Source organism: Daejeonella rubra, assembly GCF_900103545.1.
Lineage (GTDB): Bacteria > Bacteroidota > Bacteroidia > Sphingobacteriales > Sphingobacteriaceae > Daejeonella > Daejeonella rubra.
Genome location: NZ_FNHH01000002.1, coordinates 126,672 through 152,043 on the forward strand (window position 1 = coordinate 126,672; position 25,372 = coordinate 152,043).

The 25,372-nt window shown below is 39.5% G+C and carries 23 protein-coding genes; 7 read left to right on the top strand and 16 right to left on the bottom strand.

Annotated features, from left to right (window positions below):
- Positions 1 to 159: 159 nt before the first annotated feature.
- Positions 160 to 2,616 carry a glycoside hydrolase family 31 protein gene (locus BLR27_RS02020; protein ID WP_090698787.1) on the top strand — a complete coding sequence of 819 codons (2,457 nt, stop codon included), beginning with the start codon at positions 160 to 162 and terminating at the stop codon, positions 2,614 to 2,616.
- A gap of 50 nt (positions 2,617 to 2,666) precedes the next feature.
- Entirely contained in the window at positions 2,667 to 4,625 is a 1,959-nt protein-coding gene (gene glgB, locus BLR27_RS02025; protein ID WP_090698791.1) for a 1,4-alpha-glucan branching protein GlgB, read from the top strand.
- A gap of 145 nt (positions 4,626 to 4,770) precedes the next feature.
- Here the strand turns inward: glgB and BLR27_RS02030 are convergent, their stop codons facing one another.
- From BLR27_RS02030 to pfkA, 4 genes are all read right to left on the bottom strand, one after another.
- On the bottom strand, positions 4,771 to 5,739 hold the full coding sequence (locus tag BLR27_RS02030; RefSeq protein ID WP_090698795.1) for a Gfo/Idh/MocA family protein: 969 nt from the start codon (positions 5,737 to 5,739) through the stop codon (positions 4,771 to 4,773).
- 113 nt (positions 5,740 to 5,852) lie between these two features.
- On the bottom strand, positions 5,853 to 6,851 hold the full coding sequence (gene gap / locus BLR27_RS02035) for a type I glyceraldehyde-3-phosphate dehydrogenase (protein ID WP_090698799.1): 999 nt from the start codon (positions 6,849 to 6,851) through the stop codon (positions 5,853 to 5,855).
- 5 nt (positions 6,852 to 6,856) lie between these two features.
- Complete coding sequence (locus BLR27_RS02040) at positions 6,857 to 7,705, bottom strand: hypothetical protein (RefSeq protein WP_090698802.1); 849 nt, start codon at positions 7,703 to 7,705, stop codon at positions 6,857 to 6,859.
- A gap of 3 nt (positions 7,706 to 7,708) precedes the next feature.
- Positions 7,709 to 8,692: a 6-phosphofructokinase gene (pfkA, locus tag BLR27_RS02045; RefSeq protein ID WP_090698807.1), complete on the bottom strand. Its 984-nt coding sequence runs from the start codon at positions 8,690 to 8,692 to the stop codon at positions 7,709 to 7,711.
- Positions 8,693 to 8,812: 120 nt separating this feature from the next.
- On the opposite strand from pfkA, the gene BLR27_RS02050 reads away from it, so the two are divergent.
- The gene (locus BLR27_RS02050) at positions 8,813 to 9,508 is read left to right on the top strand and encodes an NUDIX hydrolase (RefSeq protein ID WP_090698811.1); all 696 of its coding nucleotides are present in this window, start codon (positions 8,813 to 8,815) and stop codon (positions 9,506 to 9,508) included.
- Between the two features lie 110 nt (positions 9,509 to 9,618).
- Here BLR27_RS02050 and BLR27_RS02055 read toward each other — a convergent pair whose 3' ends face one another.
- The 5 genes from BLR27_RS02055 to BLR27_RS02080 form a co-directional block, all read right to left on the bottom strand.
- On the bottom strand, positions 9,619 to 10,653 hold the full coding sequence (locus tag BLR27_RS02055; RefSeq protein ID WP_090698816.1) for an alkane 1-monooxygenase: 1,035 nt from the start codon (positions 10,651 to 10,653) through the stop codon (positions 9,619 to 9,621).
- 51 nt (positions 10,654 to 10,704) lie between these two features.
- The gene (locus BLR27_RS02060) at positions 10,705 to 11,067 is read right to left on the bottom strand and encodes a DoxX family protein (protein ID WP_090698821.1); all 363 of its coding nucleotides are present in this window, start codon (positions 11,065 to 11,067) and stop codon (positions 10,705 to 10,707) included.
- Between the two features lie 58 nt (positions 11,068 to 11,125).
- Positions 11,126 to 11,536: a hypothetical protein gene (locus BLR27_RS02065; RefSeq protein WP_090698826.1), complete on the bottom strand. Its 411-nt coding sequence runs from the start codon at positions 11,534 to 11,536 to the stop codon at positions 11,126 to 11,128.
- Positions 11,537 to 11,547: 11 nt separating this feature from the next.
- Positions 11,548 to 11,907 (bottom strand): gliding motility protein GldC, encoded by a 360-nt coding sequence (gene gldC, locus BLR27_RS02070; RefSeq protein ID WP_090698832.1) that lies wholly within the window; start codon positions 11,905 to 11,907, stop codon positions 11,548 to 11,550.
- A 459-nt stretch (positions 11,908 to 12,366) separates the two neighbouring features.
- Complete coding sequence (locus BLR27_RS02080) at positions 12,367 to 13,743, bottom strand: DEAD/DEAH box helicase (protein ID WP_090698841.1); 1,377 nt, start codon at positions 13,741 to 13,743, stop codon at positions 12,367 to 12,369.
- 234 nt (positions 13,744 to 13,977) lie between these two features.
- Here BLR27_RS02080 and BLR27_RS02085 point away from each other — a divergent pair, with 234 nt between their 5' ends.
- Entirely contained in the window at positions 13,978 to 15,312 is a 1,335-nt protein-coding gene (locus BLR27_RS02085) for a dihydroorotase (RefSeq protein ID WP_090698846.1), read from the top strand.
- Positions 15,313 to 15,489: 177 nt separating this feature from the next.
- Here the strand turns inward: BLR27_RS02085 and BLR27_RS02090 are convergent, their stop codons facing one another.
- Positions 15,490 to 15,999 (bottom strand): DinB family protein, encoded by a 510-nt coding sequence (locus tag BLR27_RS02090; RefSeq protein ID WP_090698850.1) that lies wholly within the window; start codon positions 15,997 to 15,999, stop codon positions 15,490 to 15,492.
- A gap of 151 nt (positions 16,000 to 16,150) precedes the next feature.
- Between BLR27_RS02090 and hscA the strand changes: the two genes are divergently transcribed.
- Both hscA and BLR27_RS02100 read left to right on the top strand, forming a co-directional pair.
- Complete coding sequence (gene hscA / locus BLR27_RS02095) at positions 16,151 to 18,001, top strand: Fe-S protein assembly chaperone HscA (protein ID WP_090698854.1); 1,851 nt, start codon at positions 16,151 to 16,153, stop codon at positions 17,999 to 18,001.
- Between the two features lie 137 nt (positions 18,002 to 18,138).
- Positions 18,139 to 19,281: a tetratricopeptide repeat protein gene (locus BLR27_RS02100; RefSeq protein ID WP_090698858.1), complete on the top strand. Its 1,143-nt coding sequence runs from the start codon at positions 18,139 to 18,141 to the stop codon at positions 19,279 to 19,281.
- Between the two features lie 130 nt (positions 19,282 to 19,411).
- Here the strand turns inward: BLR27_RS02100 and BLR27_RS02105 are convergent, their stop codons facing one another.
- The 4 genes from BLR27_RS02105 to BLR27_RS02120 form a co-directional block, all read right to left on the bottom strand.
- Positions 19,412 to 19,723 carry a hypothetical protein gene (locus tag BLR27_RS02105; RefSeq protein ID WP_090698862.1) on the bottom strand — a complete coding sequence of 104 codons (312 nt, stop codon included), beginning with the start codon at positions 19,721 to 19,723 and terminating at the stop codon, positions 19,412 to 19,414.
- A gap of 176 nt (positions 19,724 to 19,899) precedes the next feature.
- Positions 19,900 to 20,484, bottom strand: coding sequence for a riboflavin synthase (locus BLR27_RS02110; RefSeq protein ID WP_090699341.1), 585 nt, complete (start codon positions 20,482 to 20,484; stop codon positions 19,900 to 19,902).
- Between the two features lie 20 nt (positions 20,485 to 20,504).
- A complete protein-coding gene (accC, locus tag BLR27_RS02115; protein ID WP_090698866.1) occupies positions 20,505 to 21,989 on the bottom strand; it encodes an acetyl-CoA carboxylase biotin carboxylase subunit in 1,485 nt (494 codons plus the stop codon).
- A 93-nt stretch (positions 21,990 to 22,082) separates the two neighbouring features.
- The gene (locus BLR27_RS02120; protein WP_245704398.1) at positions 22,083 to 23,117 is read right to left on the bottom strand and encodes a threonine aldolase family protein; all 1,035 of its coding nucleotides are present in this window, start codon (positions 23,115 to 23,117) and stop codon (positions 22,083 to 22,085) included.
- 230 nt (positions 23,118 to 23,347) lie between these two features.
- Here BLR27_RS02120 and BLR27_RS02125 point away from each other — a divergent pair, with 230 nt between their 5' ends.
- Positions 23,348 to 24,202, top strand: a complete 855-nt coding sequence (locus tag BLR27_RS02125) for an N-acetylglucosamine kinase (protein ID WP_090698870.1) — start codon at positions 23,348 to 23,350, stop codon at positions 24,200 to 24,202.
- Between the two features lie 102 nt (positions 24,203 to 24,304).
- On the opposite strand, the gene BLR27_RS02130 is transcribed toward BLR27_RS02125, so the two are convergent.
- Together BLR27_RS02130 and BLR27_RS02135 are read right to left on the bottom strand one after the other, a co-directional pair.
- The gene (locus BLR27_RS02130; protein ID WP_176767582.1) at positions 24,305 to 24,880 is read right to left on the bottom strand and encodes a DUF421 domain-containing protein; all 576 of its coding nucleotides are present in this window, start codon (positions 24,878 to 24,880) and stop codon (positions 24,305 to 24,307) included.
- A 1-nt stretch (position 24,881) separates the two neighbouring features.
- Entirely contained in the window at positions 24,882 to 25,361 is a 480-nt protein-coding gene (locus BLR27_RS02135) for a methylated-DNA--[protein]-cysteine S-methyltransferase (protein WP_090698872.1), read from the bottom strand.
- Positions 25,362 to 25,372 lie beyond the last annotated feature (11 nt).

Consider the following 25,372-nt stretch of genomic DNA (forward strand, 5'->3'; position numbering starts at 1 on the left):
TATGGCATATTTCGATTTTTATTTCTATCTATGTGTCTTAACTGATTTTTGCAGGTACCAGTGATTGGAACTGCATCATATTTTTGTCCCTGATTATTCGATTTCAATTCTCATGATACTAAATCGGGACAATATTAAAATAACAATAGATTGAATATTATGGAAGTAAGTGAGGATCCATTATCTGCGCAGCAAGGTATGAATGAACAAGAAGAAGATCTGCAACATATAAACAATCCGATTTTGGGTCTGGAACCTATTGTCAAAAAGTATCTTTTGTCAGTAAAGAGTTATAGACAGGATTCAAATCGATTTTTCTTTTCAGACGGGACTGCAGAAGTTGAGGTTAAAGTTGTCAGTAATGAAATTATTAGGGTCAGGCTTGCTCCCGGAGGAGTATTTCTGGAGGAGTTTTCCTACGCAATTGGTAATACGGGGCATACCATTTCGGTATTTTCCTGCAAAGAGCTTGAGGATAGTTATCGGGTAGAGACTAACTCTGTTGCCTGTGTTATTAATAAAAATACTTTTTTGATCTCTTTTGAGGATATCAACGGAGGATTAATCAATGAGGATAAGATTCCGATGCACTGGGAAGAAAACATAGACTTCGGTGGTTATTATGTTTATGCAACCAAGAAATGTCAGGATGATGAGAGTTTCTTTGGCCTCGGTGATAAATCAAGCGATCTGAATCTTAGGGGTAACAGATACCTTAACTGGAATACAGATGCTTATTCTTATGGTAAGGGTCAGGATCCGCTTTACCGCACCATTCCTTTCTATATGGGAATCAATAATGGGATTAGCTATGGAATTTTCTTTGATAATACCTTTAAAAGCCATTTCGACTTCGCTCATCAGGATCATGATGATGTTAGTTTCTGGGCAGATGGAGGTGAGATGCAGTATTATTACATACACGGGCCCCATATGATGGACGTGGTAAAGCGTTACCATAGCCTAACCGGAACTCACCAGATGCCTGCAAAATGGGCTTTAGGATTTCATCAGTGCCGCTGGAGCTACTATCCTGAAAAAAAAGTAAAGGATATAGCGCGTAATTTCAGGGAACGTAAAATTCCTTGTGATGCAATCTATCTTGATATCGACTACATGGATGGATACCGCTGTTTTACCTGGAATAAAAAATATTTTCCGGATCCTGCCAGAATGATGAAAGAATTGTCAGCTGATGGATTTAAAACCGTTGTTATTATTGATCCTGGAATCCGGGTTGATGAAAACTATCGGGTTTACAGTGAAGGGAAGCAGAATAATTATTTCTGCCGGCGTTGTGATGATTATTTTATGGAAGGGCACGTGTGGCCAGGAAGGTGTCAGTTTCCTGATTTTACAAATCCTAAGGTTAGAGAGTGGTGGGGTGGATTATTTAAAGAATTGGTTGATGCCGGTGTTGCCGGAGTATGGAATGATATGAATGAACCGGCTGTTTTTGGTTCCGGGACATTCCCAGTGGATGTTCGTCATAATTATGATGGCTTCCATGGCTCTCATCGTAAAGCTCATAATGTTTATGGGATGCAGATGGTCCGGGCAACTTATGAAGGACTAAAAAAACTCCAGAAAAATAAAAGGCCTTTTACTATCACCAGAGCAGGGTATTCCGGAGTTCAGCGATATTCTTCGGTATGGACCGGAGATAATGTAGCGTCATGGGAACATCTTAAGATAGCGATTATACAATGTCAGCGATTGTCAATGTCGGGTGTTTCCTTCTGCGGATCAGATATTGGTGGTTTTAGTGGTGAACCTGATGCTGAATTATTTACCCGCTGGATTCAGATGGGAGTATTTTCTCCATTCATGCGTGCACATTCAGCAGGTGATACTTCAGAACGTGAACCATGGAGCTTTGGAAAGGAATATGAAGATATAAACCGCAAGTTCATAGAACTGAGATACCGATTGTTGCCTTACATTTATTCTGCTTTCTGGGAGCATCATCGCCATGATTTTCCAATTCTCAGACCCCTGGTCATGCATGAACAGGAAAATATTCTTACTCATTCTATCCAGGAAATTTTCACATTCGGAGATAAGATCCTGATTGCCCCGGTAAGTGATCCGGGAGCGAGAAGTAAAAATGTTTATTTGCCTGCAGGAAGCTGGTATAACTATTGGTCCCATGAGCATATGCAGGGCGGAAGAGAATATCAGGTGGCTGCTCCATTAGATTCTATGCCTATTTTTGTGAAGGCCGGTTCTGTTATTCCAGAATCTCCTGTGATGCAATATGTAGGTGAATTTGAAATCGAAGAATTGATCTTTCAGATCTATTATTCAGATTACGAAGCGAATTCATTCTATTTTGAAGACCATGACGATACATTTGCCTTTGAACAGAATATCTATCTGGAGAAAAAATATGTTGTGAATGGCGACTCAAAATCTATGACCATAATTCAATCTGTAGAGGGTTTATTTACACCACGTTATGAAACCTATGATCTTAAGATAATTGGTTTACCTTTTACACCGGTAAAAGTTTTGATCGATGGAGCTGAATATAAGGGTGAACTTACTTTTGATGAACTGAAGAGGGTCAGAATTAAATCCAATAAGAATTTCAAGCGAATTGAGATACTGGCCTGATCTTTATTGAATAAAGGGTATATTCATTAAAATGATTTAAAATTTCAAGGATGGCAAAAAAAAATAGTGCTATTACACCCCTGCCTTCGGTCGAAACATCAGTTCCGGCTGCATGGTATTCCCGTTTTACTGATTTTGATATCAGTCTTTTTAAATCGGGGAAGCACTATAAATTATATGAGAAACTGGGTTCTCATGTAGTAAGTCATGAAGGAACTTCCGGTACTTATTTTGCAGTTTGGGCTCCAAATGCAAAGAAGGTTTCTGTTGAAGGTAATTTTAACGGTTGGAACCGGGCCTCTCATCCAATGCAGGTGAGATGGGATGAATCAGGTATTTGGGAAATTTTCATACCCGGAATCAGTAATGGAGAGGTTTATAAATACTACATTATTTCCAATTCAGGTGAGACTCTTGAAAAGGCAGATCCTTTTGCACTCAGGTGGGAAGAGCCACCTTCTACTGCTTCCATTGTTTGGGATACCTGGTATGAATGGACTGATGGGCCATGGATGAAGAAAAGGCATGAAATAAATGCCCTGAATAAGCCCATGTCTGTTTATGAAATGCATTTCGGATCATGGGTCCGTAGCGTTGAATCTCCCGATGAGTTTTTAAGCTATAGGCAAATGGCTGATAGCCTGATTCCTTACCTGAAAGAAACCGGATTTACCCATGTTGAGTTCCTTCCATTAATGGAACATCCATATTATCCCTCATGGGGATATCAGATCACAGGATACTTTGCAGCGTCTTCCCGATATGGTACACCACAGGATCTGATGTTTTTGATCGAGGAATTACATAAGAATGGTATTGGAGTTATTCTTGATTGGGTTCCGTCTCATTTTCCTGGTGATGAACATGGCCTGTACCGATTTGACGGAACACATCTTTTTGAGCATGCTGATATGCGCAAAGGATTCCATCCCGACTGGAAGTCATATATTTTTAATTATGGCAGGAATGAAGTAAAATCCTTTCTGATAAGTAATGCAATTTTCTGGCTTGAACGGTTTCATGCTGATGGATTGCGTGTTGATGCTGTAGCTTCGATGCTTTATCTGGATTATTCACGCAAGGAAGGAGAGTGGGTACCGAATGAACATGGAGGTCGTGAAAATCTGGAAGCTATCAGTTTTATCAGGGAATTTAATGAAGCTGTATATGCTCATTTTCCTGATGTTCAGACCATTGCAGAAGAGTCGACTGCTTTTCCAGGTGTAAGCAAGCCTGTTTATTTGGGCGGACTTGGTTTCGGGATGAAATGGATGATGGGCTGGATGCATGATACTCTTGAGTATTTTGGGAAAGACCCTGTGCATCGTAAGTTTAATCATCAGGGTATTACATTCAGTACGCTTTATGCTTTTACTGAAAATTTCATGCTCCCATTTTCTCATGATGAAGTAGTACATGGAAAGGGTTCGCTTCTTGATAGAATGCCTGGCGATGAATGGCAGAAATTTGCCAACCTTCGGGTGCTTTATCTTTATATGTTTACTCATCCCGGAACAAAGTGCCTTTTTATGGGCAATGAGATCGCTCAGTCTGCCGAATGGAATTTCAATCAATCTCTCGACTGGCATTTATTGGAATACGCTCCTCATCAGGGTGTTAAGCAAATGGTAACCGATCTGAACTCCTTATATAGGTCAGAACCAGCATTGTATGAAAAGAGTTTTGATGCTGATGGTTTTGAATGGATCGAAGGTGGTGATGCAGAAAACTCTGTTCTGGTGTATTCGCGTAAAGGCAACGACACTGAAAATGATATTCTGGTAGTTCTTAATTTAACACCTGTGCCCAGAAAAGTTTGGCGTATCGGACTGCCGGCTGAAGGGAAGTGGAAGGTTATTCTTAATTCGGATGATCAGCATTTTTATGGTTCCGGTTTATTCAATGATCAAATTGTTTTTTCAGAAGAGATCTCATGGCATGGAAAACCTCAGTCAGGTTTGATGAATCTTCCGCCTTTGGGAGGCTTGGTTTTGAAGAAAGTAATTTAGATTAATTGATCATAAAAATCTCTCCATGGAGAGTGGATAAAGTAAAATTATTAAATCCACCCTTTTTAATTTCCCCGGTAATTGGTTTACTCCTGTGGGATGCAAAAGGGCTGGATCTGAGCTATGAGGAAATATGAAGTTCTGATTATTGGAGTTTCCCCACAATTTTATCCATCATCTTCATTACAATAAGAGCATCAGTCCCCGAACAAGGATTTGGGCCTTTATCAAGAAAATAATTAACCACTTGCTCGATCATAGGCTGCTGAACATGTGGTAAATGCTCAAATGTCAGGGATTTAGTTTCTCCGTTCAGGCTAAGTTCACAGAGGTCGCTGAAAACACCAAATCGTAAAACACCATTTTCTCCTTTGATCTCACAGATATCTTCTTCCTTATCTTTACTGACATCAAAGTCCCATACTCCTTTATACAAAATGTTATTCCTGAAAATAATTTCTGCACTGACATAATCGTCAGCATGGTAACTTTTGCTTTTATTTAATGAATTACCATAGATGGAAACAGGCTCGCTAAAAAAATAAAGCATCAGGTCAAGCTGATGGGGAGCAAGGTCATGGAAAAGCCCTCCGCCAGAAATGGCTGGATTTACCCTCCATGTTTCTGCTAAACCCGGAGTAGGGGCAAGTGCCATTTTCATATCTACTGAACTTATTTTGCCCAGTATCTGCTCATCAATGATACGTTTAATCTCCAGGAATCTTGGTTGTGCTCTGCGGTAATGGGCCACACTTAGTTTACATGAATACTTTACAGCTGCTTCCTGCATCCTTTGGGCTTCGATTGAGTTTAATGCCATCGGTTTCTCCACATAAACTGGCTTACCTGCCTTGAAAGCTGCCAGAGTATATGCTTCATGGGAATCGGGAGGAGTTGCAATATAGATCGCATTGATCTCTGGATCCTGTATCAGCGACTCAGCATCTGAATACCATTTTTTTACCTGGTGCCTGTTGGCATAGTCTTCAGCTTTAACCTTGTCGCGACGCATTACAGCTGCCAGAAAAGAGTTTGGAACCTTGTTGAATGCTGGTCCGCTTTTTACTTCAGTTACATTGCCGCAGCCTATGATTCCCCAGATTATTTTTTCCATTTTTGAATTTTATCCTGTTATATTCCCGAAAATAGAAATTAAAATTCAGAAAAAAACCCTGTTCCAAAATTGAAACAGGGTTCAGGTTAGTATAAAAATTTTTAAATATTGTTTTATTTTACTGTTCCGATATGCTGAACAAGGTCGATCAGTTTGTTTGAATAACCCCATTCGTTATCATACCAGGCAACAACTTTCACGAAATGATCATTCAAAGCAATACCAGCTTTTGCATCGAAAATAGAAGTACGTGCATCACCAAGGAAATCGGTAGATACAACTTCATCTTCAGTATATCCTAAAATTCCTTTTAGTTCACCTTCTGATGCATCCTTCATTGCTTTTTTAATTTCCTCGTATGTTGCAGCTTTTTCCAGACGTACGGTAAGGTCAACGACAGAAACATCTGCAGTTGGCACACGGAAGGCCATTCCGGTAAGTTTTCCTTTTAACTGAGGAATTACAAGAGTTACAGCTTTTGCCGCTCCTGTAGATGATGGGATGATGTTCTGATAAGCTCCTCTACCACCTCTCCAGTCCTTTGCCGATGGTCCGTCAACTGTTTTTTGAGTTGCTGTTGCAGCATGAACAGTGGTCATTAGACCTTCTGCGATACCAAATTTGTCATTTAACACTTTAGCGATCGGTGCCAGGCAATTGGTTGTACATGATGCATTCGAAACTATTGTTTGGTTTGCAGTCAGATCCTTATGATTTACACCCATCACAAATGTTGGGGTATCATCTTTTGCAGGTGCAGAAAGAACTACTTTTTTGGCTCCTGCCTGAATATGCTTTTGAGCATCAGCCTGAGTTAAAAATAATCCGGTTGACTCAATGATCACTTCGGCACCAACTTCATTCCATTTAAGGTTTGCCGGATCCTTTTCCGCAGTTACACGGATAGTTTTTCCATTGACAACTAAATGTCCGTTTTCAACTTCGACAGTTCCTTTAAACTTTCCATGAGTTGAATCATATTTTAACATGTATGCCATGTAGTCTGGTTCAACAAGGTCGTTGATACCCACTACTTCAACTCCTTCTCTTTCAATTGCAGCTCTGAAAGCTAAACGTCCTATACGGCCAAAACCATTTATTCCAATTTTCATTTTTATTAATTTTTGTTAGAGTAATATTTTAATAGGTTATATATGGGCTCTTTAATAACTGAGCTTACTTCTAAATTGTTGCTTTTTGCCACTTCGATCAGGTATTCCTTAAAACCTGCAGCGACCGTCCCCAGCATGTGAATCTGACTATTGGGATATTGCTTTTTTAATGGAATGATATAAGTTTTAAAATATCTGTCAAAACCATCTGTAACCAATTTTTTAACGAATGGTTCATTTTGATTTTCCATCAGGAAGTCAGAAAAAGAACTCAAAAACAATGCCGGTTGTGGCTGTCTGTATACTTTGTCCAGGATTTGTGTTCTGTCGAGGTCATATTTTTTCTTGAATTTTTCGGCAAACTCAGCTGGCATCAGATCATTTAAATATGATTTTAAAAGGCGTCTTCCGAGCCAGTTGGCTGAGCCTTCATCTCCAAGGATGTAACCCAGACCATAGTTATTTTCAACGATTTTTTTACTGTCGAAATAGGCTGCATTTGAACCGCTTCCTAAAATACCTATTATGCCTTTTTCATCGCCGCATGCAGCCAGTGCAGCTGCTTTAAGATCATGGTCGACAACTATTTTACTGAACCTGAAGAAGTTTCCCAATGCATTGGTAACAATATCCTGACGTTCTTTGGATGATGCTCCCGCTCCGAAAAAATATACGCGGTTGATCTTCTCGGCATTATTTATAAGTTCAGCATTTTTATTGAGGAACTGGGTAATATGATTCTCATCATTAAAAAATGGATTGATTCCCGGAGTTTTAAACTCAGAAATGATCTTTCCTTTTTCTGCCAGTTTCCAGTCAGCATGCCTTGATCCGCTATAAACTACCGCAATCATATATTAAATAGATAAAACACTCACCATTTCCATTAAATCATCTTCCAGTTTAAAATGAGATGCATTTAAAGCCTCTTCAAGAGGTGTTAATACAATTGAATTACCCCGGAGTCCTATCATCTGACGGGTTTTACCATTGAGTAATTCTTTTACTGCTGCGAAACCTAATCTGCTTGCCAGAACCCTGTCAAAGCTGCTAGGACTGCCGCCTCGTTGTAAATGCCCTAATATAGTGACTTTGATGTCGTAAAAATTAAATTTTTCTTTTACATGTTCTGCAAGTTGGTAGGCTCCGCCGCTTTTATCTCCTTCCGCAACGATCACGATGCTTGATGTTTTTTTATTTTTGGCGTCTACGGATAATTTGCTGATCAGCTCATCAACTCCTGTTGCTCTTTCTGGCAGAAGGACAGCTTCAGCACCACCGGCAATTCCTGATCTCAATGCAATACAGCCTGAATCACGACCCATAACTTCTATGAAAAATAATCGATTATGTGATGCTGCAGTATCCCGAATCTTATCAATCGCTTCAATTACTGTATTAGTTGCAGTGTCGTATCCCAGAGTAAAATCTGAACCATAAAGATCATTATCTATAGTTCCGGGAATACATATGGTTGGAATTTTGAAACGGTTTGAAAGTCGTTCTGCCCCTCTGGCAGTACCATCTCCACCTATTGCAACAAGTGCATCAATACCATATTCTTTTAAATTATTGTAAGCCTTTTCAGTGCCTTCATCGGTCATGAATTCAGTACATCTGGCCGTTTTGAGGATTGTTCCGCCGAGATGGATAATATTGCCCACTGATCGTGCGTCCATATCCCAGAAATCACTTTCCAGCATTCCCTGGTAACCTCTTCGAATTCCAACTACTTCAACTCCATAGAAAACTGCCGTTCTTACTACTGCCCGTATACAGGCATTCATCCCCGGAGCGTCTCCCCCTGAAGTAAAAACTCCTATTTTCTTTATTTCTGACAATTTTATTTATCAATAATTTAATACGAATATAGTGTGTATTTTCTACACTAAGTAATTTTTAAATCTTTTTTCACACAGTTATGACTAAACCTTATATATTTAGTTTTTAATCTTAAAATTTTGGAAACGCTCCTGCCCAAGTTTGATTCTGTATTTTCTATTGATTGTGTAATTTTTGGCTTCGATGAAGGAGAGTTAAAGATCCTTCTTATCGAGCGGAATGAAGAGCCATTTAAGGATTGGTGGGCTTTGCCTGGTTATATTGTAGAGCAGGAAGAAAGTATTGATCATGCTGCTGAGCGGATCTTATATGAATTGACCGGACTTAGAGATATTTATATGGATCAATTTTACACGTTTGGCGATGTAAACAGGCATCCTCAGGGAAGGGTTATCACGGTAGCCTATTATGCTATGATCAGGTTGAACGGCAGTAAGGAGTTAAAACCCATCAGTAATTATGCTTCAAAAGCAGTTTGGATATCTGTTAACGATCTGCCAAAACTTGCATTTGATCATGAAAAGATCTTTTCACGTGGATTTGAGAAGATCAGAAATAAGATCAGTTATCAACCCATTGCATTTGAGTTGCTTCCTGAGAAATTTACCCTCACTCAGTTACAGCAATTGTATGAAGTTATCTTAAATAAAAAGCTGGATAAGAGAAACTTCCGTAAGAAAATGCTGAACTATGGAATTTTGAAAGAGCTTGACGAAAAGCAAAAGGGCGTTTCATACCGGGCTGCCAAACTCTATAAATTCGATAAACGGAAATACACCCGACTATTTCAGAAAGAGCTAACGTTTGGGAAGTGATTGCGATGCGGATCAAGCCCGCATTGACATCGGATCAAGCCCGCATTGACATCGGATCAAGCCCGCATTGTTGGCGGAATAAGTCATTGCGGACCCTTGATCCGCAATAGTCATTTCTGACCCTTGATCCGCAAATTTACCAGTCTGAACCACAGGGGTGGGATCAGGGCAGGCAAGAGCATGCTTGCATATCCTCCGGGAAGTACCGGACTATCAGGATAGGAAACTAATTTGTTAAATGGTTTAGCTGCATGGAAATGATGGTCTGAATGACGACTCAGATCGATCAGGAAAAAGCGGCTGATAAGCTTGTCACTTTGCCATGAATGCCGCTCATTCACCCGTTCATTATCATTCCTGCTCAATCCGTAATGTTCAATATAATTTGTGTACTCAAGTAATAAATTAGCAAAAATTGCCTGGGCTAACAGTGCAAAAGAAACCTCCCATCCGGCGAGCATTCCTGCAAAGATCAATACTGCGAAATATCCCATCAAACAGCTCAGCATATAATTATTCAGGCCAAAAGCTGATTTTCCTTTAGCAAGGCAACGTTGTTTTTCTAGTTGAAATGATTGTTTTATTTGACCTGTAATTGAACGAACTAAATAGTGATAATAGCTTTCCCCAAACCTTGCAGTTACCGGATCTGAGTCAGTTCCCACGTATTTATGATGTATTCTCAGGTGATGGATATAAAAATAGGGATTGAATACACTGAAAAGCAGGAATCTTCCTGCGAAATTCCAGAGTTTATCTTTTCTGTGGATAAGTTCATGTGCCACTACAATGGCTAAAGTACCTGAAGAGGTACCCGTAGAAATTGCTGCGGCAATGATCCAGTACTCCCTGATCGTGCCAGAATAAATACCATATATCAGGCTTAGTATTGATAGCAATTGTGCTAAAACAGAAAGGAACATCAGAATTTCAGGGAGTTCATCTTCTACCACATCATCATTCGTTCGGTCTTCTGGAAGAATGATTTCGGCGATTCCCAATACAGCAAAAGAAAAAATAAAATTCAATAAAGTGAACCATCCACCAGTCATATTTCCATATATAACCAGTAAAACCGGGAATAAATTGAGGAAGTATTTCCAGTTTCTGAATGATCTCTTTTTAGCTGTGATTTCTATATCCATTAATTCCTTTCTGTTTTTAGAAGAAATTAGTTTATGGGCTTTGCCATGCTGTTATTTGGAGGAGGAATTTCCGATAAACAGAGCGCCTGCCATCAATGCAAAATCTTTAAGTAAACTACCCATTGCATTTTGATCTCCGCCTAATACAGCGGGTAAATGGGTGGTAAGAATGAAGATAAGCATTAAACCTCCAAGTACATAACCTGCCATTTGAGCAGATTTATTAAGAATGAAGCCAATAGCTCCAACGATTAACAAAACACCTGTGACGTAGACCCAGATAACTCCGCCTGGAACATATGCCGGGACCATTCCCTGCATTGCCGCAGCATTCATCAGATGCATGATTCCGAATACCGCAAAGGGTATCGCGAAAAGAACTCTTAAAAGACCGTTAGAAAGAATTTGATTCATTTTTTTTAGGTTTAAGTTTAGAATTCAGTTAATTAAACTATACCTAATTTAAATAAAATCAATCGACTTTTAATTTTTTATTCTTTCCCGAAAATATGATCATGATAATGGCTCCTGAAGAAATAAGCGCCCATCCTAGCCAGCGGTAATGAATTATTCTGCTTGCTGCAGCTGCCAGTTTTTTCAGGGGAATAAAACTGAAGTAATTATTCACCTTGAAATAAACAGCAACGAAGGTGAAGGCCAAAACCAGGAGCAAAGCCCATCCACAGAAGCGTAAAAGACCTCTTTTATTGCTTGCTGAGGCAATTAATGCCAGAGTAGCCAATGCATAGATTATCGAAGCTAGGACGGTATCAAGATCCCAGTAATTCCAGTTCCCTATAATTGGCAGATGAAGCATTGGCGATAGACCACCGGCAATTACCAGCAATGCACCAATTATTCCTGCATAATTTTTAAATGTCATGTCAATCAGAATTAGCCCTTCAGAGCAGACTGGGGATTGTTTCCTTCGGTTAATTCCATTTTCTCTGCAAAATGAGCGCAATAGTCGCGGAGATCCTCAACGATGGCTTCTTCTCCTGTTGCGCGAAGGAAGCTGTCGCCCATTGTCTGCAGGGTTTCATAAAAGAATCTTTTCATCTCGTCAACTGGCATATCCTTGGTCCAGAGGTCAATACGCAAAGAATTTTTGTAATTATGATCCCAAAGTGCAAGCATCATTGACTTTACAGGCAGAGCTTCTTTAGTTTGAGAGTCGGTAGATTCCCATAATATATTTTCAGGGATGTTTTGATCATCAAGTTCTATAGTGAGTTTTATTTCGGCTTTTTTCATTATCGAGTTGTAGGTTATAAGTAATAAGTTGTAGGTTATAAGTATTAAGTTGCAGCTAAATGACATGAGCTGCTATTTATGGGATTGTATTTCTCTGCGTTTAATTTGTTATCTTTATCAGTTGCCATTGATTCATTATTTATAAATCTCAATATCCTGGTTCTTCATTCTCAACCCGATAGCTATCGGGTGTCAACTATCAATTGAAAATATACAATTTAATCAGAATCATCAAAACAGCCACAAAGATGAGAAATAGAAGTTCAATTAACCAAATGCGTTTTAGCTCTGGTATGAATCGACGGAATACCTGATCAGTAATAAAACAAAGAATAATCAGAATGAATAATGGAATTCTTCCTAACTCACGGAACCCTTTTACATCAGGAAATTGGGGCAGGAATGCAGCACTGACAATTAAGAGGGAAGTAAGAATGTTAAGCGGAGTTAAACGCAATTTCATTTTTTCCGGTCTTTTTTATGAACAGCATCAAATTTTACGCTTTTTTTCCTTCGGGCTGCACCGGGTTTATTATTTCTGACCTTGGCTTTTGGTTCAACCTTTGTTGTTTTAACTCCCTTGGAATTCTTGGCCTTTTTCTCATGGAATGCACCTTTAAATTCCGGATCATCTCTTCTTTTCTGAAGATCGATCTCTCTGGCAATATTCTGACGTTCTTCGTAGGGTGTATCATCAATAAATACATCCTCCGGCATTTCGCGCAAAGGAATATTCTGTCTGATCAGTTTTTCAATTTTTTCAACATAGTATTCCTCAGAAGGGCTGCAGAATGTAATGGCATCACCGGTTTGCAAAGCACGTCCGGTACGGCCAATTCGGTGAACGTAATCCTCAATGATGATCGGCACGTCAAAATTGATCACATGACTTACATTGGTGACATCCAGTCCGCGGGATGCCACATCAGTAGCAACCAGAATACGTATTTGACCGTCTTTAAAAGCATTGATCGAATTGATCCGGGTGTTTTGCCCTTTGTTGGCATGAATTACACGAACCTGTTCAGCGCCATATCTGCGTTCCAGAAAATGGAAAATATTATCTGCAACAGTTTTGGTTTTACAGAAAATGATGAGCCGGGTAAAATCTTCAGTGTCTTTTAAAAGATGCTGAAGCAGATTTAATTTGGTCTTTAGATTAGGAACTTTATACAAAACCTGACTAACCGTATCTGCCGGAGTTGCCTGTGCAGCCACCTCAATTACAGTAGGATGTTTCAGGAAATCTCCCGAGATCTTATGCACCAGCTCACTCATAGTAGCCGAAAACAAAAGATTCTGACGTTTTCTTGGAACTACTTCAAGAATTCTGTGAATGGACCCGATAAAGCCCATGTCCATCATCTTGTCAGCCTCATCCATAACCAGGAATTTGAGGAATTGTGTATTTATATTTCCTTCCAGGTAAAGGTCCAGAAAGCGGCCAGGCGTGGAAATAATGATATCTACCCCCTTTTTTAACTCAGCGATTTGTGTCTTTGGTCCAAGTCCTCCAAAAAGTACCACCGTACGCAGGTCGGTGTATTTGGCAAATGTTTTAACATTTTCCTCGATCTGCATGGCTAATTCACGGGTAGGAGCGATGATCAATGCCCTGGCATCATTTCCCTGAGCAAATTTTAGCTTCATGAGAATAGGCAGCACAAAAGCAGCGGTTTTGCCTGTTCCTGTTTGTGCGATTCCCATAATATCCTGTCCGGATAAAATTGGCATGATTGCCTTTTCCTGAATTGGAGTAGGTAAAGTATAACCCGCATCCGCAACAGCATTCAGGATCTGTTTGTTCAGCTTAAAATCTTCGAAAGATATTGACATAGCCGCAAAGATACGTGTTTGATTTTATGTGGTGCCTTATACCTCGCAGGTTTTATGTTTTGCCTGGAATATTCAGCTCCCTGATCTATGCTGGAATGTATATTAATTTTATATATGAATAAGTTAGCGGTTAATAATAGATCATTTCAGATCGTTTGGAATTGCAAAAGACCAATAAAAAGAAAAAAAATCCGAAATTGCGGTGTATTTAGTTCATCCTTAATTTTTCTCTGCATGTCCTCTATTCTTATCAAATCAGCAACTATTGTTAATGAAGGCAAAATAGTTGTTTCAGATGTGTTTGTAAAAAACGGTATCATCGAACAGATCGGTCCGAACCTTAGTCATCCTGCTGATAAGGAGATCAATGCTGAGGGGCTTCACCTTTTTCCGGGTTGTATCGATGATCAGGTCCATTTCAGAGAACCGGGATTAACACATAAGGCCGATATATTTACAGAAAGCAGGGCAGCAATTGCGGGAGGCATCACCTCCTTCATGGAAATGCCAAATACGGTCCCCAATACCCTGACTCAGGAATTATTGGCTGATAAATATGCGATCGCTGCACGCACTTCCGCTGCCAATTACTCCTTTTTTATGGGCGCCGGCAATGATAATCTGGAGGAAGTGTTGAAAACCGACCCGCATAATGTTTGTGGAATCAAGGTTTTTATGGGTTCTTCTACAGGCAATATGCTGGTAGATAATGAAAAGACTCTCGAGGGGATCTTCAGTCAGGCGCCGATACTTGTTGCCACACATTGCGAGGATGAAGCAACTATACGTGCAAATGCAGAACGTTTTAAAGAACAATATGGTGATAATTTAAGCCCGGAAATGCATCCTCTGATTCGCAATGCTGAAGCTTGTTTTATTTCTTCTTCTTTTGCAGTCGGACTTGCAAAAAAGTATGATACTCGATTGCATATTCTGCATATTTCCACTGCCATCGAGACCTCATTATTCGATAATACTTTACCTCTGAATAAAAAAAGGATCACTGCTGAAGCTTGTATACATCATTTATGGTTTTCTGATGCCGATTATGCTGAAAAAGGAAACTGGATCAAGTGGAATCCTGCGGTTAAAACTGCTGCCGACCGGGAGGCTATTTTTCAGGCGGTTTTAGACGACCGGATCGATATAATAGCAACAGACCATGCGCCGCATACCATTGAGGAAAAATCACAAACCTACAGTAAAGCACCTTCCGGTGGCCCGCTTGTTCAGCATGCATTAATTGCGATGCTTGAATTTTATAAAAGAGGAAAGATCAGCCTGGAGAAAATAGCTGAAAAGATGGCTCATAGTCCGGCAATCTGTTTTCAGGTGGATAAACGTGGATTTGTTCGGGAAGGTTACTGGGCAGATCTGGTTCTGGTTGATCTGAATAAACCTTATGTGGTTAGCAGGGAAAATGTTTTATCAAAATGTGGCTGGAGCCCCTTTGAAGGTGAAGTATTTGGTTCAACCGTGATCAGTACCATTGTTTCAGGTAATCTGGTATATGAAAATGGTCAGCTAAAGGATGGGATCTATGGAAAAAGATTGGCTTTTAACCGTTAGAGGTTATAGTCGTCTTATGTTTGTATGATATTGATTATCAGTAAATTTATTGCATAAGAAAGGGGTAATGATTAATTCGCGCCATTTCGATGAGCGAAATATTTATTCCTTTAAAGAATAGAGTTGATGCGAGGAGAAATTCGTTGAATGGAACTGGAAATCAATAGATAAAATCCATCATTCGGTCATCTGAAGACCTTTTTCCCTTAAAAACATAATAAAATCACTTGCCGACTGGTCGGTGTATCCCACATGCCTTAACATGGAGATCACCTGCCCCCGATGAAATGTTGAATGGTTCATACAATGCAGAATGATCTCCGCATTATTCTGGCTGAATTTCTTTCCTTTCAGGTTTATATATTCTGTGCTTTCCATGAAAAATTTTTCTTCCTGTGCACTTGCAAAATCTATAAAATCACTTGAATTACGCCTGACCAATCCACATATACTGCCCAGGTTTCCGCCTATGTCAAGGTTGTGCATGTGAGGGATGTTTTCTCCGTTTAGACGGGCAAGCCAGGTTTGTTCGCCATCAGCAATATGCATGATTATCTTTTTGATCGTCATGTATTCATTCTGCTTATTGGCAGCTATATCCAGATCATCAATTCCTGCAAGATATTTGCACATTTTTTCATTTGCCCAATGGTTGTATTCGAGATAATTGATCAATAGTGATTTCATAAACAGGCATATTGTTTATCTTAAATTTACACTATTTTCTGCTTATTGCCTTATCAAAAACTAATCGGATTGTAATAAAATATCAAATAGACTGGAATAGTTCTGTATTGAGACTAAACTCCCTACCTTTGCGGCTTGTTGAAAAGCGTTTATGGCTAAAGTATCTATTAATATTGCAACCGGATCTGTACAGAAAGAGGAATTAATCGTTGGGATAGATCTTGGTACAACCAATAGTTTGGTAGCATTTATTAACCCCGATGGTAATCCGCAGGTTATTAATGATACAGGAAAAGGGCTGCTGGTGCCTTCTGTAATACATTTCCAGCCAGATGGTAGTGTGATCGTTGGAAATGAAGCCAAAGAATTTCTAATCTCAGATCCACAAAATACCATCTTCTCTGTCAAGCGCTTATTAGGCCGTTCTTACCAGGATATTGAAGCCCACAGCGGCTTGTTTTCATACAAAATCATTGATGATGATAGCGAAAGCCTGGTAAAGATCAATGTTGGCGATAAATATTATTCACCCATTGAACTTTCTGGAATGATCCTGAAAGAGCTGAAAGAAAGGGCTGAGCATGCACTTAAAACTGCAGTTAACAGGGCAGTTATCACTGTTCCGGCCTATTTCAATGATAGTCAGCGTCAGGCTACCCGCGATGCAGGTAAACTTGCAGGATTGGATGTTCTTAGAATCGTTAATGAACCAACAGCTGCTAGTTTAGCTTATGGTATCGGCCTTGATCCTGAAGAGGAAAAGATCATTGCTGTTTATGACCTGGGTGGTGGTACGTTTGATGTTTCAATCTTAAAGATCCAAAACGGAATTTTTGAAGTTCTCTCGACCAATGGAGATACATTTTTAGGTGGCGATGATTTTGATCAGTTAATAGTTAATTATTGGGTAGAACAAAATCTGCTCCAGGATACTATAAATGATTCTTCTTTGAATCAGGCTTTGCGTCTAAAGGCAGAGGAAGCAAAAAAAGCACTGACCACACAAAATCTTTTCAATGGTCTTGTTGGAGGTATTTCATGTGCAATAACTAAAATAAAATTTGAAGAACTCATCTCTTCTAAAGTTGATCAGACCATAAAATGTTGTAATAATGCATTGAAGGATGCAGGATTGGGCATTGCGGATATTCATGAAGTGGTAATGGTTGGTGGCTCAACACGCACTCCTCTGGTAAAACTGCGGGTAGCAGAATTTTTTCAAAAGGAAGTTCATGACCAGATCAATCCGGATGAGGTTGTGGCTTTGGGTGCTGCAATTCAATCGGATATTTTAGCCGGTAACCGGAAGGATATTTTATTACTTGATGTTACTCCTCTCTCCTTAGGGATAGAAACAATGGGAGGGCTCATGGATGTGATCATCCCCAGAAATGCAAAGGTTCCTACTAAAGCCGGCAGGCAATATACCACCTCCATCGATGGGCAGGTCAATATGAAAATTTCTGTTTATCAGGGAGAACGAGATCTGGTGAGCGAGAACAGGAAACTGGCTGAATTTGACCTGAAAGGGATCCCGGCAATGCCTGCAGGTTTTCCGAAAGTGGATATTAATTTCAAACTGAATGCAGATGGGATACTCACGGTTGAAGCGGTTGAATTACGTTCAGGTGTCAAGCAGGAAGTTGAAGTAAAACCAACTTATGGCTTAACCGACGCGGAAGTAGAGAAAATGCTGATCGATAGTGTTGAAAATGCCAGAGAGGATGTCAGCAAACGAATGCTGATTGAAGCCCGGACAGAGGGTGAGCAAATGGTTTATACTGTTGAGCGTTTCCTTTCCAAAAATCAGGAACAGGTGTCAGATCAGGAAATTATTGATACTCAGAATTTAATAGTAAACCTGAAAACTGCTCTTGGTTCCGGTGAAAAGGATCTCATATTGAAAAGCATTGACGAGTTGAATGAATTTACCCGTCCTTTTGCAGAACGACTGATGAATACGGCAATATCATCTGCGATGAAGGGGAAGGCAATTGAGTAAATGCAGGTAGTCTGTTGTCAGTTGTCTGATGAGATAGTGCTAATTTGGGAATCAATAATCATTGTCTTGAATTCTGACTCTTGGCTCTTAGTTCCATTATTAATGTTGAATAATTAAACCATTTCGGAGGTTTTTCTATGAGAATCATCTTATTGATAGCCATTTTACTTCTTTCACTGAAGGGTTCTGCCCAGAATACAGCTTCGGATAATTTGCTGATACTCGAGCTTTTGCAGAATCAGCGATATGATGAAGCTTCCGATTATCTCAAAAAGGTATATCCTGAACCTCTAAAAGACATAAAAATATTATCCCGTATCGGCTATAGCCTTCGAATGGCTGGTAAATTGTCTGAAGCTGAAACTTATTATGAGCGTATCCTGGAACAGGATCCGGCAGAAATTTCATCTCTTTTCAGTATGGCCGGGATCAGTCAGCGGAAAGGTAATTTTTTGAAAGCAAAGGAATATTACAAGCAAATATTGGCGGTCGACAGCACCAATTTTTCTGTTTATAAACAGTTAAGCGACATGATCGAGTCGTCGGAAGGCTTGCTTTTTGCAACTGCCTACCTTCAGAAAGCAAACAGCCTTAACCCGGCTGATGGAGATATTGCGTACAGCTATTCAAAGGTCCTGAAAGATCTTAAACAATATGATTCAGCAGCCAAAGTATTGGATGAGGCTATTCGCTCTGATTCCACAAATCTGATCCTGCTGAGAGGAAAGACAGAGCTGGCTTATGCCATAAAAGACTGGAATGTGGTGATTGACATGTCTGGTTTAATTATTAAGGATGGTGACCGAAGTGCCAATATTCTTAAGATGCTGGGTGAAGCATATTATTCCATTGGTAAATATCAGCAGGCAATAGACATACTTCAGGGTTTGGAAGCAAATGATATGAAGACAGAGTCTACCTTGTATTTCATTGCTATGAGCTATAAGAATCTCAAAAACTTTAATAAGGCTGTAGAATACCTCAATAAAACAATAAGTGAATCTGTTTCACCAAATACCTCAGGTTATTATGCCCAGATGGGTCTAGTTCAGGAGACAAATAAACAGATCAGGCAGGCATTGGAAGCATATCAGAAAAGTTTATTTTTTGAAAATAAACCATTAACACTTTATTCAATGGCATTGATCTATGATCAAAAATTGAAGCAAAGTAAATCTGCACTGACCTATTATAAGAGGTATATCAATTCAAAACCTCCATCATCTCAGAAGTCGTATATTGAGTATAGTGAATACAGGATCACCGAACTGAGTAAATAAATATATCCGACGACTCATAGCCATCGGATATATTTTGTTTTTCTCATTAGATATATTTTCCGGCGATTTCACCTGATTGTTATCGCTAGAGTATCGTTGTTACCTATCAATCATCATTGCAAGCTCAAAACTAGTTCTTCGAACCGCCTTCCATAGCTTCCCTTATCGTTTCCTGCTCTTTTAAAGCTTCAATGTTGTTTTTCTTGCCGTATGTATCTTTAGCTTCTTCAAAACTGCTTAAGATCTCAGCGATTTTATCGAGGTTATCTGCAACATTTTGATGCATTGCAGGAAGAATGCGCTCAAGAGTCTTATTTCCAAGGTCGAAATTGTCGATCTCTATTTTTCCGATCTTTTGTACGATAGCAGTCTGACTGTTTTTCAGATCTTCCAGTTCGTTCGTGATCTTCTCCATCAACTCAAATTTTTTCAACTTATCCATAATATTTTTTAATTGTTAATTACAACTATCATTTACAATTATGCTGCCACGAAGTTTTTTTAAGAATAAAAAAGAAGCTTTATAGAAAATTAAGGCATTAGAATTTAAATTCTCAGCAAGAATTCCGGGTGTGAAAAAGAGGGCTAATGCTTGTTAATATTGCTTAAGGGTAATTTTTACTGTTTCATTAAACGCGCAACGTACTTTCCAATAATATCAAATTCAAGATTTACCGTATCGCCTGTTTTTATCTGTTGCATATTGGTATGCTCGTAGGTATAGGGTATAATGGATACAGAAAAGGAATTTTCTTTGGAGTTTACTACTGTCAAACTAATACCATTGACGCAAATTGATCCTTTTTCAACAGTAACATTGCCGGTTGACGAGTCATAGCTGAATGTGTATTCCCAGCTTCCTGCCATCTCATTTGCTCCGGTACAGCTTCCGGTTTGATCTACATGTCCCTGTACAATATGCCCGTCAAGACGCCCATTCATTTGCATGCAGCGTTCCATATTGATCAGATCACCTACTTTAAGTTTACCAAGATTGGATTTGTTCAGGGTTTCTGATACAGCTGTAACAGTATGTGTTCCATCAGCCAAAGCTACAACAGTTAAACAGACACCATTATGTGCAACTGACTGATCAATTTTTAATTCATTTGAAATATCTGATTCAATAACCAGATGCAGGTTATCCTGATCTTTTTGGAGATCAACAACTTTACCTATTGTTTCTATTATGCCTGTAAACATTCTTGAGTCTGAAATTGTATTTAATATTCTTTCCTGTTTTTCTTCCATTGAGAATGCACCTGATTAACTTCATTGCCCTTTGCGACATTGTTTTTTGATTCCATGAAGGAGGAACCGATCAAAGCCGCTATCATCGCTTCTTCTTCATCATCCTTTGTCAAGTGTTCGGGAAGAAAATACTTGCCGACAAAATGAGTGTCAAAATTTCCTGATACAAAAGCCTCATGCTGCATTACAAATTTCCCGAATGCCAATGTAGTTTGAATTCCGGTGATCTGGTATTCATCAATTGCCCGGATCATTCGTTCAATGGCCTCTGTCCGATCTTTCCCATAACTTACCAGTTTGGCAATCATGGGATCATAATAGATCGGAATATCCATGCCCTGCTCAAAACCATCATCCACACGAATTCCAGGCCCTTTTGGGGTAATATAGGTTTGTAAATTACCAATATCAGGAAGGAAGTTGTTTGCGGGATCTTCAGCATATACTCTTACTTCAATGGCATGGCCTTTTATCTTCAGATCATCCTGTGTAAAACTTAAAGGCTCTCCGCACGCAATTCGAATTTGCTCTTTCACCAGGTCAATGCCAGTGATCATTTCCGTTACGGGATGTTCCACCTGCAGGCGTGTGTTCATCTCAAGAAAGAAAAAATCGAGATTTTCATCCAGGATGAACTCAACAGTTCCTGCACCAGTGTAGTTACATGCACGCGCGGCGTTTACCGCACTTTCACCCATTTTCTGTCTTAATTCCTCAGTAAGAATCGAAGATGGTGCTTCTTCTATCACCTTTTGATGCCTTCTTTGTACTGAGCAATCACGCTCAAAAAGATGGACAATATTGCCATAGTTGTCTCCCAGAATCTGAATTTCGATATGTCTTGGCGAAGAAACATAGCGTTCTATGAAAACAGAACCGTCACCAAAGGCTGATGTTGCTTCAGATACAGCAAGATCCATTTGCTCGATAAAATCAGATGCCTTTTCTACGATCCTCATTCCTTTGCCGCCACCGCCTGCCGCAGCTTTGATAAGAATGGGAAAGCCAATTTCAATGGCTCTGTTCTGTGCCACATCAATGTCTGTAACTGCTTCCTCTGTGCCGGGAACCATCGGTATATTATAGGTCAGAGCCGCAGCTTTCGCAGATAACTTATTACCCATGATCTCCATTGCTTCAGGCGATGGCCCGATAAGGATTAGTCCTGCTGCTTTAACCTGTCTGGCAAATGCAGCATTTTCTGATAAAAATCCATAACCGGGATGGATTCCCTCTGCACCTGTTTTCAGGCAGGCCTCAATGATCTTTTCTCCTGACAAATAGGACTGGGCAGAAGGTGCAGGACCAATGCAGATTGCTTCATCAGCATATCTGACATGCAGTGCATTGCGATCAGCTTCCGAGAATACTGCAACAGTTTTGATGCCCATTTCACGCGCAGAACGCATTACACGAAGGGCTATTTCTCCCCTGTTGGCTATCAGAATTTTTTCCATTTATGCTTGTAATTTTAGATCGCCTGCAAGAAAGGCAAATTCTGCATTATTATTATGCTGACAATGTCATTTTAAGTATTGTAAACCCAATCCTTAGTGAATTTTCTTTAAGGTTTGTACGGTATAATCGATCATCGCATCGTTGATATCCAGGTGGGTAACAAAACGGATCATCTGCTTACCGAAGGTGTTACACTTGATACCATAATGACTTAATTTCTCAACGAATTCTTCCGGATCGTGCTTTTCATCAAGCTCAAAGATCACAATATTGGTATCAGCCGGCATGCAGCTTTTAACATAAGGTAAACTCTGTAAAGTGTCAGCAAGGATCTTAGCATTTTTATGATCGTCTTTCAACCTGTTAATATGGTGATCCAGGGCATATATTCCTGCAGCAGCAAGAAATCCTGCCTGACGCCAGCCTCCACCAAATACTTTACGGATGCGTTTGGCTTTATAGATAGTTTCTTTACTTCCCAAAAGAACTGAACCTACCGGTGCTCCAAGGCCTTTTGAAAGACAAACAGAAATACCATCGAACATCCTTCCATATTCTTTAGGATCATCGCCTGTTTCTGCCAGTGCATTAAAAATTCTTGCCCCATCAAGATGAAGGCTCATGTTTTTCAGGCGGCATAAATGATAGATCGGCTCAATTTGATCCAGCGTGTAAAAGCTTCCTCCTCCACGATTTACAGTGTTTTCAAGTACTACAAGGGTGCTTTTAGGGTAATGCACATTATCAGGATTGACATGCGGTTCTATCAGGTCAGCATTCAAACGGCCACGGTCGCCATACAATAAACGGACAGATGCGGAAGAATTGAAGGCAATGCCTCCACCTTCATAACGGTACACATGGGCAGTTTCATCACAAATTACCTCATCCATCGGATTGGTAAAGCATTTAATCCCTATTTGGTTGGTCATGGTGCCCGAGGGACAAAACAAAGCGTCTTCCATACCAAAAAGGTCTGAGAGCTTGTCCTGGAGTGCATTTACAGTCTCATCTTCTCCAAATACATCATCACCAACTTTTGCGCTGTACATAGCTTCCAGCATTCCGGCAGTTGGCCGGGTAACCGTATCACTGCGCAGGTCTACGATCATTTTATTCTCATTCATGCCTAAAATTAGATTTTATCCTTGTTATCCGGAATTTTTTTGTTGTAATATGTATGAAGGGTTTAAATTTAAATCTGTTTTTTGAAGTTATATGCAGAAATAATGATTTTCAGGTGTGGCTGCTTAGTTTATTTATACATTTAAGAGAATTTCATTTTATTAATATTGCAAAGTGTTTTATTGACAATAAGTATTAATTCATACATTTAACTTTTTATTATAAAATATTTATGATCATTATTGCTGACGGCGGGTCTACCAAAACCAATTGGTGTTTATTGAATGAATCTGGTCAAAAAATCTATTTTAATACAGAAGGTTATAACCCATACTTTGTAAGTTCAGACTATATTGTTGAATCCCTTTTTAAGGATCTTCCATCTGATCTTGATCTGGATAAGGTGACCGAGGTCAACTATTACGGAGCAGGTTGCTCCACTGAGGATAAAGTAAAGATCGTTTCGGATGCAATGGCAACGGTATTTACCAATGCAAGCATTTATATCGGACACGATCTGCTTGCAGCAGCCCGTGCTCTATTAGGATTAGGCACCGGCTTCGCAGCTATTTTAGGAACAGGAACCAATACTGGAATATATAATGGTAAGGATATTTCACTCAATATCGACTCAGCTGCCTATATTTTAGGAGATGAGGGTAGTGGCTGTTATATAGGAAAAAAATTATTGACTGATTACTTGCGTGGATATATGCCTGAAGTTGTCAGAGAGCGTTTCTGGGAAACATATAAATTGACTCCTGATGAAGTTACTGATCAGGTTTATACCAAGCCATTAGCGAATCGTTTTTGTGCCAGTTTCAGTAAGTTCGTGTATGATAATAATGTTCATGCAGAGTATTCAAGAAAAATTGTAAAAACATCTTTTGTTGATTTTTTTGAAAATCTGGTCAGCCATTATCCCAACTATAAAGATTACACATTTAATTGCATCGGGTCTGTTGGGTATAATTTCAGAAATGTACTCGAAGAAACTGCTGTTGAATATGGTATGAAAGTAGGGAAGATCATTCGATCCCCTATAGATGACCTTGTAAGATATCACGTTGAATTAGCGCCAAGGTAATGCGGGTCAAGCCCGCATTGACAGGTGGGTCAAGCCCGCTTTGACTTAAGTTAGATTTAGACCGGCATTGTCATTGCTGAGTTGATCCGCAACATGGCGAACTTAATCCGGGCTGTCATTGCGGACCTGATCCTTATTGTCATTGCGGACCTGATCCTTATTGTCATTGCGGACCTGATCCGCGTTGTCATTGCGGACCTGATCCGCGTTGTCATTGCGGACCTGATCCGCAATAACACTGATATTTCCGTCTACTTCCAAAATAGCCAGCTTCACATTTTTATAAGATTCAATTCCATGTTGCCGTATAGCTTCTTCCAGTTCGTCCATGTTGATGCTTTCTTCATGCATATTACTTACATCTACTTTTCCATTATATATCAGAATCACCGGTTTACCTTCGATCATGTTTTTTATGCCTTTAGACCGAAACATTATGATTTTTAATAGATAATTTAAAATAAACAATACAGTAGCGGCAATAATTCCTCCCAATAAGCTTGTATTGGGTCCAACCATTGCATTCTGTACGGAATTACTGATCAGTACAAGGAAAACCAGATCAGTTGTAGAAAGCTGTGACAATTCCTTTTTGCCGAAAATCCTGATAGCGAAGACCATAAAAACATAGACAGCAACACTTCTTAAAATAATATCCAGATAGGGGTTAATCTCCATTTTATAATATTAAAGTAGATTGTCCGATTGAAGTTATTCTTGCTTCGTGTTCAAGCAGCCATTTTTTACGCCATAATCCGGCTGAGAACCCAACAAGTTCTCCATTGCTGCCTATTACACGGTGACAGGGTACTGCGATCATCAGATTGTTTTTACCGTTAGCAGAAGCAATTGCCCGAATGGCCAGCGGATTTTTCATTCTTTTAGCTAAGGCAGCATACGTGATCGGTTTCCCTGCATCAATTTTACGTAGTTCAAGCCAAACCTTTTTCTGAAAATCAGTTCCTGTTTGAAGCATCGGAAAATCAAAATCATTCCTCTTGCCTTCAAAATATTCAATGAACTGTTTTTTAGCCAGCTCACTGATCTCATTAGGGCTCTCGTCAGAAAAATGTTCCGGGAAATTTATTGAATATACTTCCTGTTCAGTTGCTTTTATGATCATGTGCCCGATCGGGCTTTCAAGTATTGAAAAAAACATCTTCACAAATT

Excerpts from the sequence above, each read along its gene's own strand:
- BLR27_RS02135 (WP_090698872.1), bottom strand. The coding sequence starts at position 25,361 with ATGTTTTTTTCAATACTTGAAAGCCCGATCGGGCACATGATCATAAAA.
- BLR27_RS02085 (WP_090698846.1), top strand. The coding sequence starts at position 13,978 with ATGTCCTCTATTCTTATCAAATCAGCAACTATTGTTAATGAAGGCAAA.
- BLR27_RS02125 (WP_090698870.1), top strand. The coding sequence starts at position 23,348 with ATGATCATTATTGCTGACGGCGGGTCTACCAAAACCAATTGGTGTTTA.
- BLR27_RS02090 (WP_090698850.1), bottom strand. The coding sequence starts at position 15,999 with ATGAAATCACTATTGATCAATTATCTCGAATACAACCATTGGGCAAAT.
- BLR27_RS02040 (WP_090698802.1), bottom strand. The coding sequence starts at position 7,705 with ATGATTGCGGTAGTTTATAGCGGATCAAGGCATGCTGACTGGAAACTG.
- BLR27_RS02020 (WP_090698787.1), top strand. The coding sequence starts at position 160 with ATGGAAGTAAGTGAGGATCCATTATCTGCGCAGCAAGGTATGAATGAA.
- BLR27_RS02105 (WP_090698862.1), bottom strand. The coding sequence starts at position 19,723 with ATGGATAAGTTGAAAAAATTTGAGTTGATGGAGAAGATCACGAACGAA.
- gldC (WP_090698832.1), bottom strand. The coding sequence starts at position 11,907 with ATGAAAAAAGCCGAAATAAAACTCACTATAGAACTTGATGATCAAAAC.
- BLR27_RS02100 (WP_090698858.1), top strand. The coding sequence starts at position 18,139 with ATGAGAATCATCTTATTGATAGCCATTTTACTTCTTTCACTGAAGGGT.
- BLR27_RS02130 (WP_176767582.1), bottom strand. The coding sequence starts at position 24,880 with ATGGAGATTAACCCCTATCTGGATATTATTTTAAGAAGTGTTGCTGTC.
- hscA (WP_090698854.1), top strand. The coding sequence starts at position 16,151 with ATGGCTAAAGTATCTATTAATATTGCAACCGGATCTGTACAGAAAGAG.
- BLR27_RS02110 (WP_090699341.1), bottom strand. The coding sequence starts at position 20,484 with ATGTTTACAGGCATAATAGAAACAATAGGTAAAGTTGTTGATCTCCAA.
- BLR27_RS02060 (WP_090698821.1), bottom strand. The coding sequence starts at position 11,067 with ATGAATCAAATTCTTTCTAACGGTCTTTTAAGAGTTCTTTTCGCGATA.
- accC (WP_090698866.1), bottom strand. The coding sequence starts at position 21,989 with ATGGAAAAAATTCTGATAGCCAACAGGGGAGAAATAGCCCTTCGTGTA.
- gap (WP_090698799.1), bottom strand. The coding sequence starts at position 6,851 with ATGAAAATTGGAATAAATGGTTTTGGCCGTATAGGACGTTTAGCTTTC.
- BLR27_RS02120 (WP_245704398.1), bottom strand. The coding sequence starts at position 23,117 with ATGAATGAGAATAAAATGATCGTAGACCTGCGCAGTGATACGGTTACC.
- BLR27_RS02065 (WP_090698826.1), bottom strand. The coding sequence starts at position 11,536 with ATGACATTTAAAAATTATGCAGGAATAATTGGTGCATTGCTGGTAATT.
- BLR27_RS02030 (WP_090698795.1), bottom strand. The coding sequence starts at position 5,739 with ATGGAAAAAATAATCTGGGGAATCATAGGCTGCGGCAATGTAACTGAA.
- BLR27_RS02055 (WP_090698816.1), bottom strand. The coding sequence starts at position 10,653 with ATGGATATAGAAATCACAGCTAAAAAGAGATCATTCAGAAACTGGAAA.
- BLR27_RS02080 (WP_090698841.1), bottom strand. The coding sequence starts at position 13,743 with ATGTCAATATCTTTCGAAGATTTTAAGCTGAACAAACAGATCCTGAAT.
- glgB (WP_090698791.1), top strand. The coding sequence starts at position 2,667 with ATGGCAAAAAAAAATAGTGCTATTACACCCCTGCCTTCGGTCGAAACA.